At 61.9% G+C, this 15,036-nt stretch carries 13 protein-coding genes; 6 read left to right on the top strand and 7 right to left on the bottom strand.

Translation table 11 applies throughout. The features are described from left to right. Positions 1 to 112: 112 nt before the first annotated feature. Complete coding sequence (locus ABNU55_RS06030) at positions 113 to 1,315, top strand: FAD-dependent monooxygenase (protein WP_290755209.1); 1,203 nt, start codon at positions 113 to 115, stop codon at positions 1,313 to 1,315. Here the strand turns inward: ABNU55_RS06030 and ABNU55_RS06025 are convergent. Continuing rightward, positions 1,296 to 2,294, bottom strand: a complete 999-nt coding sequence (locus ABNU55_RS06025) for an NADPH:quinone oxidoreductase family protein (RefSeq protein WP_348764269.1) — start codon at positions 2,292 to 2,294, stop codon at positions 1,296 to 1,298. The two genes, ABNU55_RS06030 and ABNU55_RS06025, sit on opposite strands and share 20 nt — an antisense overlap. A 136-nt stretch (positions 2,295 to 2,430) precedes the next feature. Between ABNU55_RS06025 and ABNU55_RS06020 the strand changes: the two genes are divergently transcribed. Next, positions 2,431 to 2,976 (top strand): A24 family peptidase, encoded by a 546-nt coding sequence (locus tag ABNU55_RS06020; protein ID WP_290749612.1) that lies wholly within the window; start codon positions 2,431 to 2,433, stop codon positions 2,974 to 2,976. Between the two features lie 62 nt (positions 2,977 to 3,038). On the opposite strand, the gene ABNU55_RS06015 is transcribed toward ABNU55_RS06020, so the two are convergent. The 3 genes from ABNU55_RS06015 to ABNU55_RS06005 all read right to left on the bottom strand — a co-directional run bounded on the left by ABNU55_RS06015 (position 3,039) and on the right by ABNU55_RS06005 (position 6,024). Further along, complete coding sequence (locus ABNU55_RS06015) at positions 3,039 to 5,099, bottom strand: catalase (RefSeq protein ID WP_348764268.1); 2,061 nt, start codon at positions 5,097 to 5,099, stop codon at positions 3,039 to 3,041. A gap of 135 nt (positions 5,100 to 5,234) precedes the next feature. After that, the gene (locus tag ABNU55_RS06010) at positions 5,235 to 5,729 is read right to left on the bottom strand and encodes a hypothetical protein (RefSeq protein ID WP_290749618.1); all 495 of its coding nucleotides are present in this window, start codon (positions 5,727 to 5,729) and stop codon (positions 5,235 to 5,237) included. Positions 5,730 to 5,829: 100 nt separating this feature from the next. Next, complete coding sequence (locus ABNU55_RS06005) at positions 5,830 to 6,024, bottom strand: hypothetical protein (protein ID WP_290749621.1); 195 nt, start codon at positions 6,022 to 6,024, stop codon at positions 5,830 to 5,832. Between the two features lie 215 nt (positions 6,025 to 6,239). On the opposite strand from ABNU55_RS06005, the gene ABNU55_RS06000 reads away from it, so the two are divergent. Next, on the top strand, positions 6,240 to 6,488 hold the full coding sequence (locus tag ABNU55_RS06000) for a hypothetical protein (RefSeq protein WP_290749624.1): 249 nt from the start codon (positions 6,240 to 6,242) through the stop codon (positions 6,486 to 6,488). A 3-nt stretch (positions 6,489 to 6,491) separates the two neighbouring features. Here ABNU55_RS06000 and ABNU55_RS05995 read toward each other — a convergent pair whose 3' ends face one another. The 3 genes from ABNU55_RS05995 to ABNU55_RS05985 are packed head-to-tail and all read right to left on the bottom strand — an operon-like array spanning position 6,492 to position 10,139. Then, positions 6,492 to 7,676 (bottom strand): acetate/propionate family kinase, encoded by a 1,185-nt coding sequence (locus ABNU55_RS05995; RefSeq protein WP_348764267.1) that lies wholly within the window; start codon positions 7,674 to 7,676, stop codon positions 6,492 to 6,494. Continuing rightward, positions 7,673 to 8,716: a bifunctional enoyl-CoA hydratase/phosphate acetyltransferase gene (locus tag ABNU55_RS05990; protein ID WP_290749602.1), complete on the bottom strand. Its 1,044-nt coding sequence runs from the start codon at positions 8,714 to 8,716 to the stop codon at positions 7,673 to 7,675. Before ABNU55_RS05990 ends, ABNU55_RS05995 begins: the two co-directional genes overlap by 4 nt. Then, positions 8,646 to 10,139, bottom strand: a complete 1,494-nt coding sequence (locus ABNU55_RS05985) for an AAA family ATPase (protein ID WP_290749599.1) — start codon at positions 10,137 to 10,139, stop codon at positions 8,646 to 8,648. The genes ABNU55_RS05990 and ABNU55_RS05985 overlap by 71 nt, the downstream gene beginning before the upstream one ends. Before the next feature lie 213 nt (positions 10,140 to 10,352). On the opposite strand from ABNU55_RS05985, the gene ABNU55_RS05980 reads away from it, so the two are divergent. The 3 genes from ABNU55_RS05980 to ABNU55_RS05970 all read left to right on the top strand — a co-directional run bounded on the left by ABNU55_RS05980 (position 10,353) and on the right by ABNU55_RS05970 (position 14,846). Further along, a complete protein-coding gene (locus tag ABNU55_RS05980; protein WP_290749597.1) occupies positions 10,353 to 11,009 on the top strand; it encodes a TetR/AcrR family transcriptional regulator in 657 nt (218 codons plus the stop codon). Positions 11,010 to 11,103: 94 nt separating this feature from the next. Further along, a complete protein-coding gene (locus tag ABNU55_RS05975) occupies positions 11,104 to 13,365 on the top strand; it encodes a TonB-dependent receptor (protein WP_290758950.1) in 2,262 nt (753 codons plus the stop codon). A 164-nt stretch (positions 13,366 to 13,529) separates the two neighbouring features. Next, positions 13,530 to 14,846 carry a serine hydrolase gene (locus ABNU55_RS05970; RefSeq protein WP_290754577.1) on the top strand — a complete coding sequence of 439 codons (1,317 nt, stop codon included), beginning with the start codon at positions 13,530 to 13,532 and terminating at the stop codon, positions 14,844 to 14,846. Positions 14,847 to 15,036 lie beyond the last annotated feature (190 nt).

Here is a 15,036-nt window from a genome sequence, read left to right as displayed (position 1 = left end):
TTGCCCGCAGAATGGCCTCAATCCACGTCGCCGGCAAGCGCGATCAGGGCGCGACAATTCGCTATCCGATTGAGCTTGCTCTGAACCCCGGCCAGCGCCATGACTGGCAGCCATGAACGCAGATAGAAGACATGCCCTGATCGCAGGGGGCGGCATTGGCGGCCTCACCGCAGCCCTGTGTCTTGCCCGTAGGGGCTGGTCGGTTGACGTCTTCGAAGCATCTGACGCTATCAGTGAGGTCGGCGCCGGCCTGCAGCTCAGCGCAAATGCGATGAAAGTCTATGAAGTGCTGGGCCTTGCAGACGCCATCGCCGCCAGCGGATTTGCCCCCGAAGCCCTGGAGCTGCGCCTTGGGCGGTCCGGGCGCCGTATTTTCTCAATTCCCGTGAACCAGGCGCCAGAGCCGGACTGGGGCGCGCCCTATATCCACATCCACCGCGCCGACCTCATCGACATTCTCGAAAAGGCGGTGCGGTCCACCTCCGGCGTCACCGTCCACCTGGGTGCAGCCGCCAGCGGATATGAGACAGACGGCACCTCCGCCCGTCTCCTCTTCGCCAGCCGCGCTCCGGCGGAAGGGGATCTTCTCGTGGGGGCCGATGGTCTCCATTCCGCCATCCGCAAACAGATGCTGGGCGATCTTCCTGCGCGATTTACCGGCAACCTTGCCTGGCGGCTGACCGTCCCTCTCGACCGGCTTGCAGAGGCGCCGCCACCGACCGCCTGCGTCTGGGCAGGCCCGGGTCGCCACGCCGTCACCTACCGCCTCCGCGCCGGCACGCTGGCCAATTTTGTGGGCATTGTGGAGCGCCATGACTGGCAGGGCGAAAGCTGGACTGAAGAGGGAAGTAAAGACCAGGCGCTTTCCGATTTTGCCGGATGGGACCCGGTCGTCACAAACCTCATCGAGAAGGCAGATACGCATTACCGCTGGGCGCTTTTTGACCGTAACCCCCTGACGAAATGGTGCGATGGTGCGGTCACACTGCTTGGAGATGCCTGCCACCCCATGCTGCCCTTCCAGGCCCAGGGCGCCGCGCAGGCTATTGAAGACGCTTTCGTGCTCGCCGCCGAGCTTGACTCCGGCGGACCGGTGCCGGGCAGCCTTATCCGCTATGAGTGGGCCCGCAAGCCACGCACCTCACGGATTCAGGCCGCTTCTCGCGCCAATATGAAAACCTTCCACAAGCGCTCGCTGCCGGGACAGGCGGCGACCTACGGTCCGATGTGGATTGCGGGGCGGCTTCTGCCCAGCATGGTCCGCTCACGGCTCGACTGGATCTACAGCCACGACGTCACAGCGACGGATCGATAATCACCCGGCCGACCACCCGGCGCTCTTCCATTTCCGCAAACGCCTTGCGCCAGTCATCCAGACTGTAGACGCCATGCGCATGCGGCGTGACGGCTTTGTCCTCAATCAGTTTCCAGACCGCTTCCATATTCTCGCGCCCCTTTTCCGGAAACTGGCGGCCATATTCGCCGGCGCGGACGCCGACGACCGAAAAACCCTTGATCAGAGGCATGTTCACCTTGACCTCCGGTATCCGGCCCGACGCAAAACCGACCACAAGAAGGCGCCCGTCAAAGGCGATACAGCGAACACTTTCATCGAACACATCGCCGCCAACCGGATCAAAGATGACATCGGCCCCGCCATTGGTAATCTCTTTGACCTTCTCGCGAAAACCGCCCGTATAGTTGATGATTGCGTCCGGCGCGTATTTGTCCTCGATCACTTTCAGCTTCTCATCGTGAGATGCCGCCGCAATCACTTTCGCGCCAAGGTGTTTGCCAAGATCGACCGCGGCGAGCCCGACGCCGCCTGCCGCCCCATGCACAAGAAGCCACTCCCCCGGCTGAATATTGGCGCGCCGCACCAGAGACACATAAGCCGTCAGATAGGCTGACCCGACCGAAGCCGCCGACGCAAAATCAAGGTGCTGAGGTATCTTCCTCACCGTCGCCGCGCTGTAGGTGTTGTACTCTGCGAACGCCCCGCCGAGCCGGCTCGTCACGACCCGGTCGCCAACCGCAAACCCGCTGACGCCATCGCCCAGCGCTGCAATCTCCCCGGAAACATCGCCGCCCGGGATGAACGGCAGATCCGGTTTGTGCTGATACCCGCCCTGAGTCATCAAAAGGTCGGGAAAACCAAGGCTCCCTGCGCGTATCTTCAGAAGGATTTCGCCCTTGTCCGGTTTCGGCACGGCAATCTCATGCAGTCCGACGCCCTTATAGTTTTCACCCAGTTCGACGACCTGCAGGGCTCTCATTTTTTCCGGAACACTCATCGCCTTGCCTCCTCACGCACAAATCCTGTTTGCGCCAATCTAGAGAGCCGCCGCCCTCCCCGCCATCATGACGTCGCGGCCCCTTTCTGCGCCGGCTCGCAAAGACGCCCAAAACCCGCTAAGCGCCGGAGCATCCATGCGCGCGCTCTCAATCCTCCTTCATAGTCTTGCCGGCGCGGCCATCGCGATGAGCGCCTGGCTGCTTGCGCCGACCGGCCTCTTTCTGCTGACACTCGCCATGGGCGCGGTTCTCTATGCCCTCGCCGTCATCGATTGGCGCAGCTTTATCCTGCCCGATCCGCTGAACGCCCTGCTTGCAGTGCTCGGTCTCGTCATGGTCTGGCAGCACGCGCAAGATGTGTGGCTGGACCATCTCATCGGTGCAGCCGCCGGCTATCTTGTCCTTCTAGCCATTGAGCTTTTCTACCGGCATGTCAGAGGCGTGGACGCCCTCGGCCGCGGCGATGCAAAGCTGGCCGGCGCGCTGGGCATCTGGCTTGGCTGGCAGGGCCTACCTTTCCTTTTCCTGATCGCTGCCGCCAGCGGCCTCATCGCAGTTCTTGTCTATGCTGGTCTCATGCGCCGTCCGGTCACGACCGCCACCCCCATCGCCTTCGGCCCATGGATCGCATTATCCGGATGGATCTGCTGGCTCGCCCTTCCGCGCGTTCTGCTCATATAAAAAACCCGGCCTCCCACAAGAGAGGCCGGGAATTGATTCAACAGGGTCGGAATACCGCCTTTTTACGCGTCGCGGTCCCATTTGCGCAGGCCTGGCAGGGCGTTCAGGAAGTCATCCAGCCCGCCATCATCCAGCCGGAAGCAGCCATCATCGACCTTGTCCGTGACGCCAGCTTGCTTGAGCAGCGGGTCTGCCCCGCCCGTCAGGCCGATGAACTTGCCATGGGCCAGCGCGTCGGTAACGAAATCACGCGCGGGCGGCATGTCCGCCAGTGTTTTGGCGCCCTCTTCCGACAGGACCAGCGCCACAGCATCATAAAGCACCGACGGGCCACCATCGACCTTCTCGCCCGCCGCGACATGGCTGCCATCGCTTAGCGTGACACCGCCGACCTTCGGGGCGACAAGCACGGTGAGCGCGCCTGCCTCCGTCATGGCCTCCTGCAGCGACTTTAGGAGATCAGCATCGCTGCCATCGCCCACCAGAATACCAAGCTTGCGGCCCTTGAAGTCCTTCGGGCCGTTCTTGATGATGCTGAGCGCGTCCGACACCTTAAGGTCCGTGATCGGCTCACGCGCCGCTTTGGCAGGCTCCGGCAGCTCCAGGCCCAACCCGTCGGCGACGCCGCTCGCAAGATCCTCATCGATATTGCGCAGATGAGAGAGCATACGCTTGCGCACGCGCATCTCCTGACACTTGGACAGCTCGAAGGTGAGCGCATTTGCGATATGCGTCTGCTCAGTTTCTGTCTGACTCATATAGAATTGCCGCGCCTGGCTGTAATGGTCGGCAAAGGTCTCAGAGCGCGTCGCCACTTTCTGCCCGCTCACCTCTTCAGGATAGTGGCGATAGCCATTCACCGGGTCTTCACGCGGACCGCCATCCTCTGTGCCCCAGCTATTGGGCTCGTAATTGGCCCGGCCCGTGGGATTGCGCATCGCCATATGGCCGTCCTGCTGGAAGTTCCGCATCGGGCATTTCGGCGCGTTGATCGGGATATGGGTAAAGTTCGGCCCGCCAAGACGCTTGGTCTGCGTGTCGAGATAGGAGAAATTGCGCCCTTGCAGCAGCGGGTCATTGGTGAACCCGATACCCGGCACGACATTGTTCGTGCAGAAGGCGACCTGTTCTGTCTCGGCAAAGAAATTGTCCACGACACGGTCGAGCACCATCCGTCCGACAATGCGAACCGGCACCTCTTCTTCGGGGATAATCTTGGTGGCGTCCAGCACATCGAAGTCGAACTTCTCTGCGAACTCTTCATCGAAAAGCTGCATGCCAAGCTCCCATTCGGGATAATCGCCGGTCTGGATCGCATCCCACATGTCGCGGCGGTGGAAATCCGGGTCCGCGCCATTGATCTTCAGCGCCTCGTTCCAGACGACCGACTGAAGGCCATGTTTCGGCTTCCAGTGGAACTTCACGAAAGTCGATTTGCCCTCGGCGTTGATGAGGCGGAAGGTGTGCACACCAAAGCCTTCCATGAAACGCAAGGAACGCGGGATCGTCCGGTCGGACATGATCCACATTACCATGTTCATCGCTTCAGGGCTCAGCGAGATGAAGTCCCAGAAATTGTCATGCGCCGTCTGCGCCTGCGGGAAGCCGCGGTCCGGCGCTGGTTTGGCAGCATGGATAAGGTCGGGAAACTTGATCGCATCCTGGATGAAGAAGACCGGGATATTGTTGCCGACAAGGTCCCAATTGCCCTCGCTTGTATAGAATTTGGTCGCAAAGCCGCGCACGTCGCGGGCCACATCCGGTGACCCCTTATTACCCGCCACTGTCGAAAAGCGCGTAAAAACAGGCGTCTTTTCGCCTTTCTTGAACACGGCCGCGCGGGTGATGTCCGAAAGGTCGTCAAAGCACTCGAAATAGCCATGTGCCGCAAAGCCGCGCGCATGCACGACGCGCTCGGGAATGCGCTCATGGTCGAAATGGAAGATTTTCTCGCGGAAATGAAAATCATCCATCAGCATCGGGCCGCGCTCGCCCGCTTTCAGATGGTTCTGGTCATCGGAGACCGTTACACCCTGCTGCGTCGTCAGGGCCTCGTAGCCTTCTTCGGTGGTCTGGTGCGGCGCACCATTCTCGTCGATCGGAAGATCGTCCTTGCTCGCCATGCTTGTGTCTCCTTGAGGTCGACACAAGCCAAGTCCCCGCGAGCGCGGAAGTTCCTGATCGCGGAAGACATAGACGCTGCAAAGGGCACTATTCGCGCGCAAAGTTAACCGAAGTGAACGCGCACGGCTTTGATGTCAGGCCCGGCCGCCCTGCACCGCAACCAGCGGCGAGCGCGCCGTCCTTGGCTGAGAGATCGCGAGATCGGGCATGTCGATCACCAGCTCGGCCATAAGAAAGTCCGAGGAGATCGAGAGTAAAAGCTCTGCAAGCTCCTCATCTGGCGCCTTGGCCATCAGCCAGGTGAGATGCAGCTCGAGAAGTGCACGGTCACAAAGCTGGGCGGCTGCAAGTGCGGCGATAATCGACAACTCATCGCTCGCCAGACGGGCGCATCCCGGCATGGCAAGGCTAACGGTCCGCCGGCCGGAATGACCGACATGGCGGGCAAATTCCAGCATGTCGTTCAGAACGCGCGGTCCATTGGCAGGCCCGAACGCGCGCCCAAACCCATTAACAATGGCGCAGCATCCCGCGCCACCTCGCGCGCATGCGCGAAAGCCCCAGATCGCGATCCCCGCACCGATGCCGAGATCCGGCAGATAAACATCATCCATAAGCTGTGAAGACATGGAAGCTCCGTAAAAAAGCGGCTGCGGCCCCGATAAGGTTTGAGGGAGGAAACAAAGACAAACCGGGACCGCAGCCAGTGGAGTGACCAGGCAGCGGAGGTCAGGCTACCCGGTCTGGCAAGGCTTCAAGATTCTCGATTTCGGTCCGCAGCCAGCGATAGTGACGCTCGACGCTGGCCGCTTCCCTTCTATCTGCATGAGCGTCCCCGGCGATTTCATCCCGCCAGGCCCGCAGCGCTTCCAGCTGTGACCTCAACCATCCGATGGTTTGCAACTCGGCGATATCCAGGCGCATCCTCTGCCTCCAGCTTGCAATCGTTACGGGACCAATTTGCGATCCATTCTCATTCGCACACGATCACACCATGTTCGCTCTTGCAAGTCATTCTCAATACATTTCGCAAAGTTCATGCAGGCGTTACGCTTCCAGGCGGAACGCAGACACCCGGCAGCCTGTTATTTAGGACAAGGCCTATGGCGACATAGCTGAGAGCCAATTGGAGGACCCCCATGAAGAACCGCCAGGACGAAGACGCCCGTAGCGGCACGCTTGATGAAAAGGGCGAGCCGAGAACCACGGCATCGACGCACGAACAGATCGAAAAGCAAAAAGCTGTGCGGCGCACCGGCGACTTCCCCCCTCCCCCGGCCGACCGGGACGAGGATGTCGATCAGGAAGTCGAGCGCGAGAGCTGGGACAGGTTGAAAGCCGGACCGCGCAACAATCCGGACAAACCGCCTTATGATGGCATCGACTGATACCTAGCGGAGGACAGATAAGGTTTCGCGCGCAATCACGCTCTCCTCATCGGCGGGAATTACAAGCGTGCGCACCTTTGCGCCGGTGTCGTGCACAGATCTCTTTCCCTGCCGGTTGGCGGTGTCATCCAGTTGCACGCCCAGCCAGCCAAGCTCAGCGCAGATCATCTCTCGCACCTGCCAGGAATTCTCGCCCACCCCACCGGTAAAGACCAGTGTCTCCAGCCCCTTCAAAGCCCCCGCGAGCGAGGCGATCTCCCGTCTGACGCGGTAGGCATAGACCTCCAGGGCTTCGCGCGCCTCGGGCGCATCGCTTGCCAGCAATTCGCGCACATCTGCGCTCAGTCCCGAAAGCCCAAGCAGGCCAGAGCGCTTATAGAGCATGTTCGCCACATCCTCGGTGCGCATGCCCTTGTCCTGCAGAAGGTGGAGTAAGAGCCCGGGATCCACACTGCCTGAGCGCGTGGCCATCGGCACGCCGTCAAGCGCGGTCAGCCCCATACTCGTCGCTACACTTCGCCCATCCTGCATCGCACACAGACTGGCGCCGCTACCCAGATGCGCCACAATTACCCGGCGCCGCTCCGGCGGAGAAAGGGCTGTCTCGAGCTCATCGGCGATATGCGCATAGGAAAGGCCGTGAAACCCGAACCGCAGCACCCCCGATTCAGACAGCTCTCTCGGGATGGCATAGAGCTGCGCGAGGCGCGGCTGTGTCCGGTGAAAGGCGGTATCGAAAGACAGGCTCTGTGGTATGTCCGGCCAGAGCGACGAAATCCCTTCAATGCCAGCCAGATTGTCTGGCTGATGCGACGGCGCCAGCGGACTCAGCTTGCGCAGCTGAGCAATCACATGATCGCTGGTACGCACTGGGCCGGTAAAATCCTGCCCGCCATGCACCACCCGGTGACCCACACCCAGGAGGGACGTTTTCCCCAATTGCTTCCGCGCCCACTGGGCCAAAGCCGCAACCATATCGCTTTTGCTGGGCCCGGCCGCGGCGACACTATCGGGCACATCGTCTATGTTCTGTCCGGCAATACCCGCTGAAAAACGCGGGCTGTTTGGCAAACCGGAAAGATGGGCCTTCAGAAGCTGCTCGCCCAGCTTTCCCGCTTCTACCTGATAGGCGGCAAGCTTGATGCTGGATGAGCCAGTATTGACGGTGAGGACGGCTTCTCCGCTCACCGGTTCTGCTCCATCCATTTCCCATAAAGGCAAGCGAGCGCGCAGGACCCCACCCGTTCGGCCGCGCTATCGGACCGGCTGGTCAGGATGACCGGCACCCTTGCCCCCAGTACCAGCCCTGCCGCTGCTGCGCCGGCAAGATAGTCGAGCTGTTTGGCGATCATGTTGCCCGCCTCCAGCGTCGGCACCATCAGAACATCCGCCTGCCCGCCGACGGGAGACACAAACCGCTTGGTCGCCACCGACTCTGCCGACACGGCCAGATCGAACGCCATCGGGCCATCCAGCACCCCGCCTGTAATCTGGCGCCGGTCGCCCATCTTGCAGAGGGCGGCGGCATCCACAGTCGAAGGAATATTCGGATCGACCTCCTCGGTCGCAGACAGGATCGCAACCAGCGGCTCGGCAATACCGATTGCATGCGCCAGGTCGATAACATTCTGGATGATGTCGCGCTTGGTCTTGAGGTCCGGCGCGATGTTGATCGCCCCGTCTGTCATGAGCAGCGGCTTTGGATAGGCCGGGGTCTCCATGACGAAAGCATGACTCATCCGCCGTTCGGTGCGAAGCCCGGCAGACCTGTCGATCACCGCCTGCATCAGCTCATTTGTATGGATCGCGCCCTTCATCAGCGCCCCCACCTCGCCCTCACCGGCAAGCTTGGCCGCCTTGGCCGCCGCATCGTGGCTGTGGGGTACCGACAGGACTTCCACACCGGAAATGTCTAACCCTGCTTCATCTGCCGCCGCCTGGATCTTGTCCTGCGGCCCCACCAGGACCGGCTCGATCAAACCAGCCTCGCGCGCCTCCATCGCCCCGCTGAGCGACAGACGCTCAACCGGATGCACGACCGCGGTGCGCACGGCATTGCCGGTTGCCTTGTCAATCAGGCTCTTGAAGGCATTGGGTGGATCAATTCGCGGCGAAGACGACATGCGGCTCTCCTTGTCTGCTGTCGGGGCAACTCTGTTACGTATCGGCTGTTCCGCCAAGCCTGCGCGCAATGTCGGCGGCGATCCTGTCGACCGGGCGGCCGGCATCGATCCGGCACCATTCGGGTTCCAGCTGTCCAGGCTCTTCCTGCCGGCGGGCTACAGCCTCGTCGGCGTCCGAGGCGTCTCCCCGCCGGTTTGAGACCCGCTCTAGACGCGTTGCCAGCGAGGTTTCGAGCCAGAAAGCCTGCAGCGGCGCAGCGCTGACCGACTCCAACGCCTCACGCGCCGCGGCCTCCTGAAAGGTCGCATCGGCAAGCACGCTGCAGCCAGCCGTCAGTGCCTCCTCGGCATGGCCGGCAAGCTGGCGGGAGACTTTCGCGCGCTGCTCTGGGGCATAAGCCCTCCTGTCTGCGCAGCCCGCTTCCGGCGTCCCCTGCCCGCGTTTGCGAAGCACATCACTACGCAGGAGCCGCGCCCCCGCCGCACCCGGCAGATCCGGTGCAAGTGCCGCCGCGACGGTGGATTTTCCCGTCCCCGAAAGCCCGCCAATCGCAACGAAGACCGGTTTGCGCCGTTTTAGCAGCGTCAGCGCAAGCCGGCGATAGCGGTCGGCCTCCGCCAGCGCCCCGCCTTCAACCGCAACGGCCATTCGCACACTGGCCCGGAGCGCCATGAAAAAAGGCAAAAGTGCCAGAGCGGCCTCATCCTCCTGCGCCCCATCCCAATAGCGGTTCATCACCCGGTTTGCCGCCTCAGGCAGCCCCGCCTGCAAGAGGTCCATGAGCAGGAAAGCAAGATCATACAGGACATCTGTCGTCGCCAGACGTTCATCGAATTCCAGGCAGTCGAAGGGCGTAACTTCTCCCTCATAGAGACAGAGATTGCGAAGATGCAGGTCGCCATGCGTGCGCCGCACCTTCCCGGCCCGGCGGCGCTGTTCGATCAGCGGGTCCACATGCGCAAGCTCTGTGTCCAACAGGTCAAAGGGCGACGGCTCGCCGATACTCAGCCCATCTCTCGCGGCGCCATCCGCCTCGGTCTGGCGCAGGTCCCGGATGACCTTCCGGTAGTCCGCCGCGTGCCCCGCTGTCGTCACTGGCTCGAGCCCGGCATGCATGTCGACGATCCGGTCCGCCGTCCGCCATGCAAGCGCAGGATCCAACGCCCCCGCCTCAGCCAGGGAATCGAACCGCTTAGCCGAGTCGAAGCGCTTCATGACCACAACCCAGTCGACCGTCTCACCCCCGCCATCCAGAACATGCTTGCCGCCCGCAGCCTGTGTGACAGGCAGAACATCGAGATAGAGCGAGCTCCCCATCTTTCGGTTGGCCTCAAGCTCGGCAAGGCAGGCAGAACGGCGCTTCTCAAGCGTCGAGAAATCGACAAAGGCCAGTTTCACCGGCTTCTTCAGCTTGATCGCCCGGTCCCCCGCCAGCAGGACATGGCTGAGATGCGTCTCGAACGTCTCCGTCTCGCACGGCTCATATCCGCCGGTCTCGACAAGGTCGTCCAGAATTGCACTGGTCATGACATTATCCGCTTGCGTCTCATGGACCGCAGCCTGCCACGCCATGGCCCTGATACAAGCCGTACAATTACGGAAGGCACACTTCTTCCTGCGCCGCCATAATCTTCTCCGGCAATCGCAGAGGTTTAGCGCCTTGCGCGCTGCGATAGGTGTTGCCTAGACAGGCCCATTACAGGCAGGGTCGTCACCTTGTGTTTCACTCAGGATACCAGCATGTCCGATGATCCGACGCCGTCCGCGGCAAGCCAGCCCAAGCCGGCCCCGTCCGATACCGCTCAGGAAACGCCGTCCCGGCGGGGCCGCCCGCCCAGCGACAGGATTCTCGACCGTCTGACCAAAGCGGCGCTTACCATTCTGGAGACCGACGATATCAGCGCCCTGACCATCGAACATGTCTGCAAGGTAGCCAAGGTCTCGCGCGCCACCTTCTACCGGCGCTGGACCTCGATAAATCCGGTTTTCACCTCAACGGTTGCGCATATCCTGCAGGAGTCCAGCCCGCCCATCATCGATGGCAGCGATCTTCGGGCAGATATCCGGCGCGGCATGCTGAACCGGTCTGAACTGCTCGCTGACAAGCGGGTCGGGGGCCTCTTCAGACACGCCTTCTCTGCCGCCGGCACGGATGACGAGTTACGCCATCTCATTCAGGAGCTCGACCGCGAACGCAACGCGCCGCTCATTGCCCTTCTCGAACAGGCGCAAGCCGAAGGACGGGTCAGGCGGGACATCCACCCGGAATATGTCGCTTACCAGCTGTTCGGGCCTATCTGGCACCGCTCGCTTCTGCTTCAGCTGCCGTCCGACCCCGACTTCATATCGGCTGTTCTGGACAGCGTGCTCAACGACATTCTGCTTGATACGGATTAATTACGAAACACTATTGTTTCGTAATTAATCCTGTGTCACCTATCGCCTGAGGCTGCGGGCATGCGACCCGCCGAATCCATAGGAGGTGCACCGGATGTCGTTCTTTTCCCTTCGCCAGGTCTTGCTGGGCAGCTGTGCCCTCACCCTGCCATTTACCGCGCATGCACAGGAGCCGGCGCAGGCCGCAGCCCCAGTAGACGCCACCGCCCAGGTCACCTCCGAAGAGGCCGCCGAGGATACCAGGAAAGTCTATGACGCTGTCGTCGTTGTGGCGCAGCGGCGCGAGGAAAACCTTCGCGATGTGCCAAGCTCCATTGCCACCGTTGACGACGAGCAGATCGAGGCGACCTCCTCTCAACGGGTCCAGGACATGGCCAATTATGTGCCCAATGTCGATATCGCCTCGACGTCTGCGCTGGGCGCGACGCTGACCATTCGCGGTGTCGGCTCCAGCAGCCGGAATATCGGCTTTGACAGCCGCGCCGGGCTCTATATCGACGGCGTCTATCTCGGCCAGTCGCCCGCCCTCGATCAGGACCTTCTCGGCCTCCAACGCGTCGAGGTCCTGCGCGGGCCGCAAGGCACACTTTTCGGCAAGAACAATGATGCCGGCGCGATCAACCTGATCACCAAGCGCCCCGGACAGACGCTGGAAGGCGAAGCCTTTGCCCGCATCGGCAATCGCGGCCAGGAACAATACGCCTTCCGCGTCTCCGGCCCGCTTACCGATTCCGTCGCCGCCAGCCTCTCTGCCTCCAGCTCGAAGCGGGACGGCTTTATCCGCAACGTAACCGATGGTGCGGAATTCCCCACCCGCGATTCCGAAAGCGTGCGCGGCCAGCTCAATATCGACTCAGGCGGCCCCTTCACCCTCTACCTGTCGGCAGATGCCCAGTTTGCCAATGACCGGCCGAACAATGGCGACCCGCTGACCAATTCCTTCGGCTCGGCCATCGATACCGCCGCGCCTGCCCGCAACTCGGTCAGCTATACGCCCGGCCGCATCAAGGATGATGACCGCACCATCTGGGGCGTTTCCGCCGAAGCCGAATATGAGCTTCCCTCGAACCATGTCCTGAAATCGATTACCGCCTATCGCGAAACCGACTTCACCACGAACTTCGACGCCGACCGCGCCGCAGTGGACCTGCTCTATGTGAATTACGAAGACAGCTACCGCCAGACCTCCGAGGAGCTGCAGCTGATTTCGCCCGGCGATGGCCGCCTGACCTATCTGGCGGGCGTCTATCTCTACGCCCAGGACAGCGAAACGCAGCGCGATGCCATTGGCGGCGCCCAGAGCCTCGCGCTTGGCATCGCTCCGGGCACGGGCGTGCTCAGTGGCGGCGACCTGAAGACAGAGAACGCAGCCCTTTACGGCAATGCCTCCTATGATCTGACAGACAGGCTCGAGGCGAGCGTCGGCCTGCGCTGGTCCTGGGAAAAGAAGACTGTCGACTGGTCCATTGATGGCAGCGCCGCTCCGGCCTTCAATATCGCAACAGGCACTGTGGACACCGACCGGGTGGACCGCGATCTCTCGCCAACCGCGACGCTCACCTATGCCATCACGCCTGAAGTCAACATCTACGGACGTTATTCGACCGGCTACAAGAGCGGCGGCTACAATCTCGACTTTATCTCCGCGTCCATCTTCCCGGACGGCGTGGAGTTCAAAAAGGAGACGGTCGACAATTTCGAGATCGGCCTGAAAGGCGCCTTCTTCAACAATCGCGCCACACTGAACGTCACGGCCTTCACCGCCGACTATAGCGACTATCAGGTCAACCAGTACCGCGACCTCGGCAATGGCCAGACCGTCATCGCGATCAGCAATGCCGGCGCCGTGCGCAGTGAGGGGATTGAGGCGGAAGGCACATTCCACGCCACCGATAATCTTCGCCTGCAGGGCGGCATCGGCCTTCTGGACACGACCTTCACAGATTTCCCGGGGGGCGGAACAGGCGGTGTGAATGTCGCCGGAAACCGTCTGCCGCGCGCCTCGAAATTCCAGGGCACGCTGGGCTTCAACTATGACCGCCCGCTGACGTCAGATCTCACCGGTTTCGCGTCAGCCCAGTACAGCTATCGCTCCAGCTACTATGTCGAGGAAAACAACACCGAGACGCGCACCGTGGCCGGTCAGGAAATCGACTGGGGCAAGGTGCCGGGCTACGGTCTTCTCGATGCCCGCATCGGTGTCCAAGGCGCCAGCGGCTGGGAGCTTGCGCTCTATGCCCGCAACCTCACCGACAAGGATTATTTGGTCAATTATGGCCGTGAATTCCTTGGCGCCCTGATCGAATACCGGGGCGAACCGATGAGCTGGGGCGCCGAGGCGCGGGTCAGGTTCTGATCGGACTCGCCGCGCCAAGCATTTCAGACCACAATGCAGACAGGAAGGACAGCGTCATGCTCAAGGCATCCAGAGTGCGAGTACAGGCCAGCAGCCGAGGCCAAGCCCCGAGGCGGCTCACCGGGGCTTCCTGGCGCCCCTTCCTTCTGGCCGCAGGCCTGATCATGGCGGCCAGCCAGGTCAGCGCCCAGGACGCGGAAACGCCCGCAAAAGGCAATGGCGGGGAACTTGCCAAACAGGCCGCCATCGCAACAGGCGTCGGCGCGAAGGTGCTGTGTTCCAGCCTCTTCATCTCGGGGCGCGACAAGGAAGATGTCATCGCCAATGATATCGTTCCGCTCTGGCCGCCCGCCGGACTGGTCGCCTATGAGGTCGATGCGGACAATCATGCCGTCACCGCCCGGTTCGGTTCGACCGCACGCACGGCGACCTACCGGACAGGAATTGGCTGCACTGTTGATGTCCCGGCAGATGAGGGCACCGCGCTTGCGCAGCCCGTGTCGGAAACAACCCCGCCTGTTGAGCCCGGCAAGGCCCTCTCTGCTGCCTTCGACGCTGCCATGGAAGATCCGTCCGGTGATCTGCGCACCCGCGCGCTCGTCGTCATTCAGGACGGGAAGATCGTCGGCGAACGCTATGCTGACGGCTTCGACCCGTCGATGCCCCTGCTTGGCTGGTCCATGAGCAAGAGCGTGACGGCAGCGCTTGCCGGTCTTGTCGTCGGCGATGGCCTCATGGCGCTGGACGAACCGCTCGGCGCGCCGGAATGGGAGGGGGATGAAGGCCGCTCCGCCATCACCCTGCAGGACCTCCTCCAGATGAGCAGCGGTCTCGAATTCGTCGAGGAATACACTGCCGGCAATGACAGCGTCGGCATGCTCTTCCTTGAGCCTGACATGGCCGCCTATGCCGCCAGCAAGCCCCTCATCGAGACGCCCGGCACTCACTGGTCCTATTCCTCCGGCTCCACCAATATTGTCGCGCGGGCCCTGACCTCCGCGCTCGGCGGCAGCGAAGCCACGCAGGCCTATCTGCGCGAACGCCTGTTCGGCCCGGCCGGCATGAAGAATGTCACCTTCGAACAGGACAATGCCGGTACACCTGTCGGCAGCTCCTATATCTATGCCACGCCGCGCGACTGGGCCCGCTTCGGCCTCCTTTTCCTGAATGGGGGGAAAGCTGGTGAAGAGCAGATCCTCAGTCCCGAATGGGTCGACTTCGTCCACACGCCGGCACCTGCCAATGAGCTGGGCATTTACGGGGCCGGCTTCTGGCTGAACGGCATGGCCGAAGACGGAGACGGCCGATTCCTGCAAGGCCTGCCAGAAGACGCCTATTTCGCCATGGGCCATAATGGTCAGATCGTCGGCATCTTCCCCTCGCAGGACACGGTCATTGTCCGTCTCGGCTGGACCACAGGCGACGCGAAATTCGACACCAACGGGCACTTTTCAGAAATCCTGAACGCCCTGACCGAATAAAGACAAAAAGGGCGCGCTGGCGAAAGCCGGCGCCATGATCAACTTCCGAACAGCTCGGCATCGCTGACCGCACCGGCCTGAAGATCTCTAGCGCCTCAAAGCCCCGGTCCCCCAATCAGGGATCGGGCACCCTACTCCCACTCGATGATGAAAGAACTGATAAATCGGTATAAAAACAAGCACTTGCGAA

This window comes from uncultured Henriciella sp., assembly GCF_964005855.1.
Lineage (GTDB): Bacteria > Pseudomonadota > Alphaproteobacteria > Caulobacterales > Hyphomonadaceae > Henriciella.
The sequence above is the reverse complement of the archived record's forward strand: the minus strand, read 5'-3'. Positions and strand labels throughout refer to the sequence as shown.

Excerpts from the sequence above, each read along its gene's own strand:
- ABNU55_RS06025 (WP_348764269.1), bottom strand. The coding sequence starts at position 2,294 with ATGAGTGTTCCGGAAAAAATGAGAGCCCTGCAGGTCGTCGAACTGGGT.
- ABNU55_RS05990 (WP_290749602.1), bottom strand. The coding sequence starts at position 8,716 with ATGCCGGCCGCCCGGTCGACAGGATCGCCGCCGACATTGCGCGCAGGC.
- ABNU55_RS05970 (WP_290754577.1), top strand. The coding sequence starts at position 13,530 with ATGGCGGCCAGCCAGGTCAGCGCCCAGGACGCGGAAACGCCCGCAAAA.
- ABNU55_RS05980 (WP_290749597.1), top strand. The coding sequence starts at position 10,353 with ATGTCCGATGATCCGACGCCGTCCGCGGCAAGCCAGCCCAAGCCGGCC.
- ABNU55_RS06005 (WP_290749621.1), bottom strand. The coding sequence starts at position 6,024 with ATGCGCCTGGATATCGCCGAGTTGCAAACCATCGGATGGTTGAGGTCA.
- ABNU55_RS05975 (WP_290758950.1), top strand. The coding sequence starts at position 11,104 with ATGTCGTTCTTTTCCCTTCGCCAGGTCTTGCTGGGCAGCTGTGCCCTC.
- ABNU55_RS06030 (WP_290755209.1), top strand. The coding sequence starts at position 113 with ATGAACGCAGATAGAAGACATGCCCTGATCGCAGGGGGCGGCATTGGC.
- ABNU55_RS06015 (WP_348764268.1), bottom strand. The coding sequence starts at position 5,099 with ATGGCGAGCAAGGACGATCTTCCGATCGACGAGAATGGTGCGCCGCAC.
- ABNU55_RS05985 (WP_290749599.1), bottom strand. The coding sequence starts at position 10,139 with ATGACCAGTGCAATTCTGGACGACCTTGTCGAGACCGGCGGATATGAG.
- ABNU55_RS06000 (WP_290749624.1), top strand. The coding sequence starts at position 6,240 with ATGAAGAACCGCCAGGACGAAGACGCCCGTAGCGGCACGCTTGATGAA.
- ABNU55_RS06010 (WP_290749618.1), bottom strand. The coding sequence starts at position 5,729 with ATGTCTTCACAGCTTATGGATGATGTTTATCTGCCGGATCTCGGCATC.
- ABNU55_RS06020 (WP_290749612.1), top strand. The coding sequence starts at position 2,431 with ATGCGCGCGCTCTCAATCCTCCTTCATAGTCTTGCCGGCGCGGCCATC.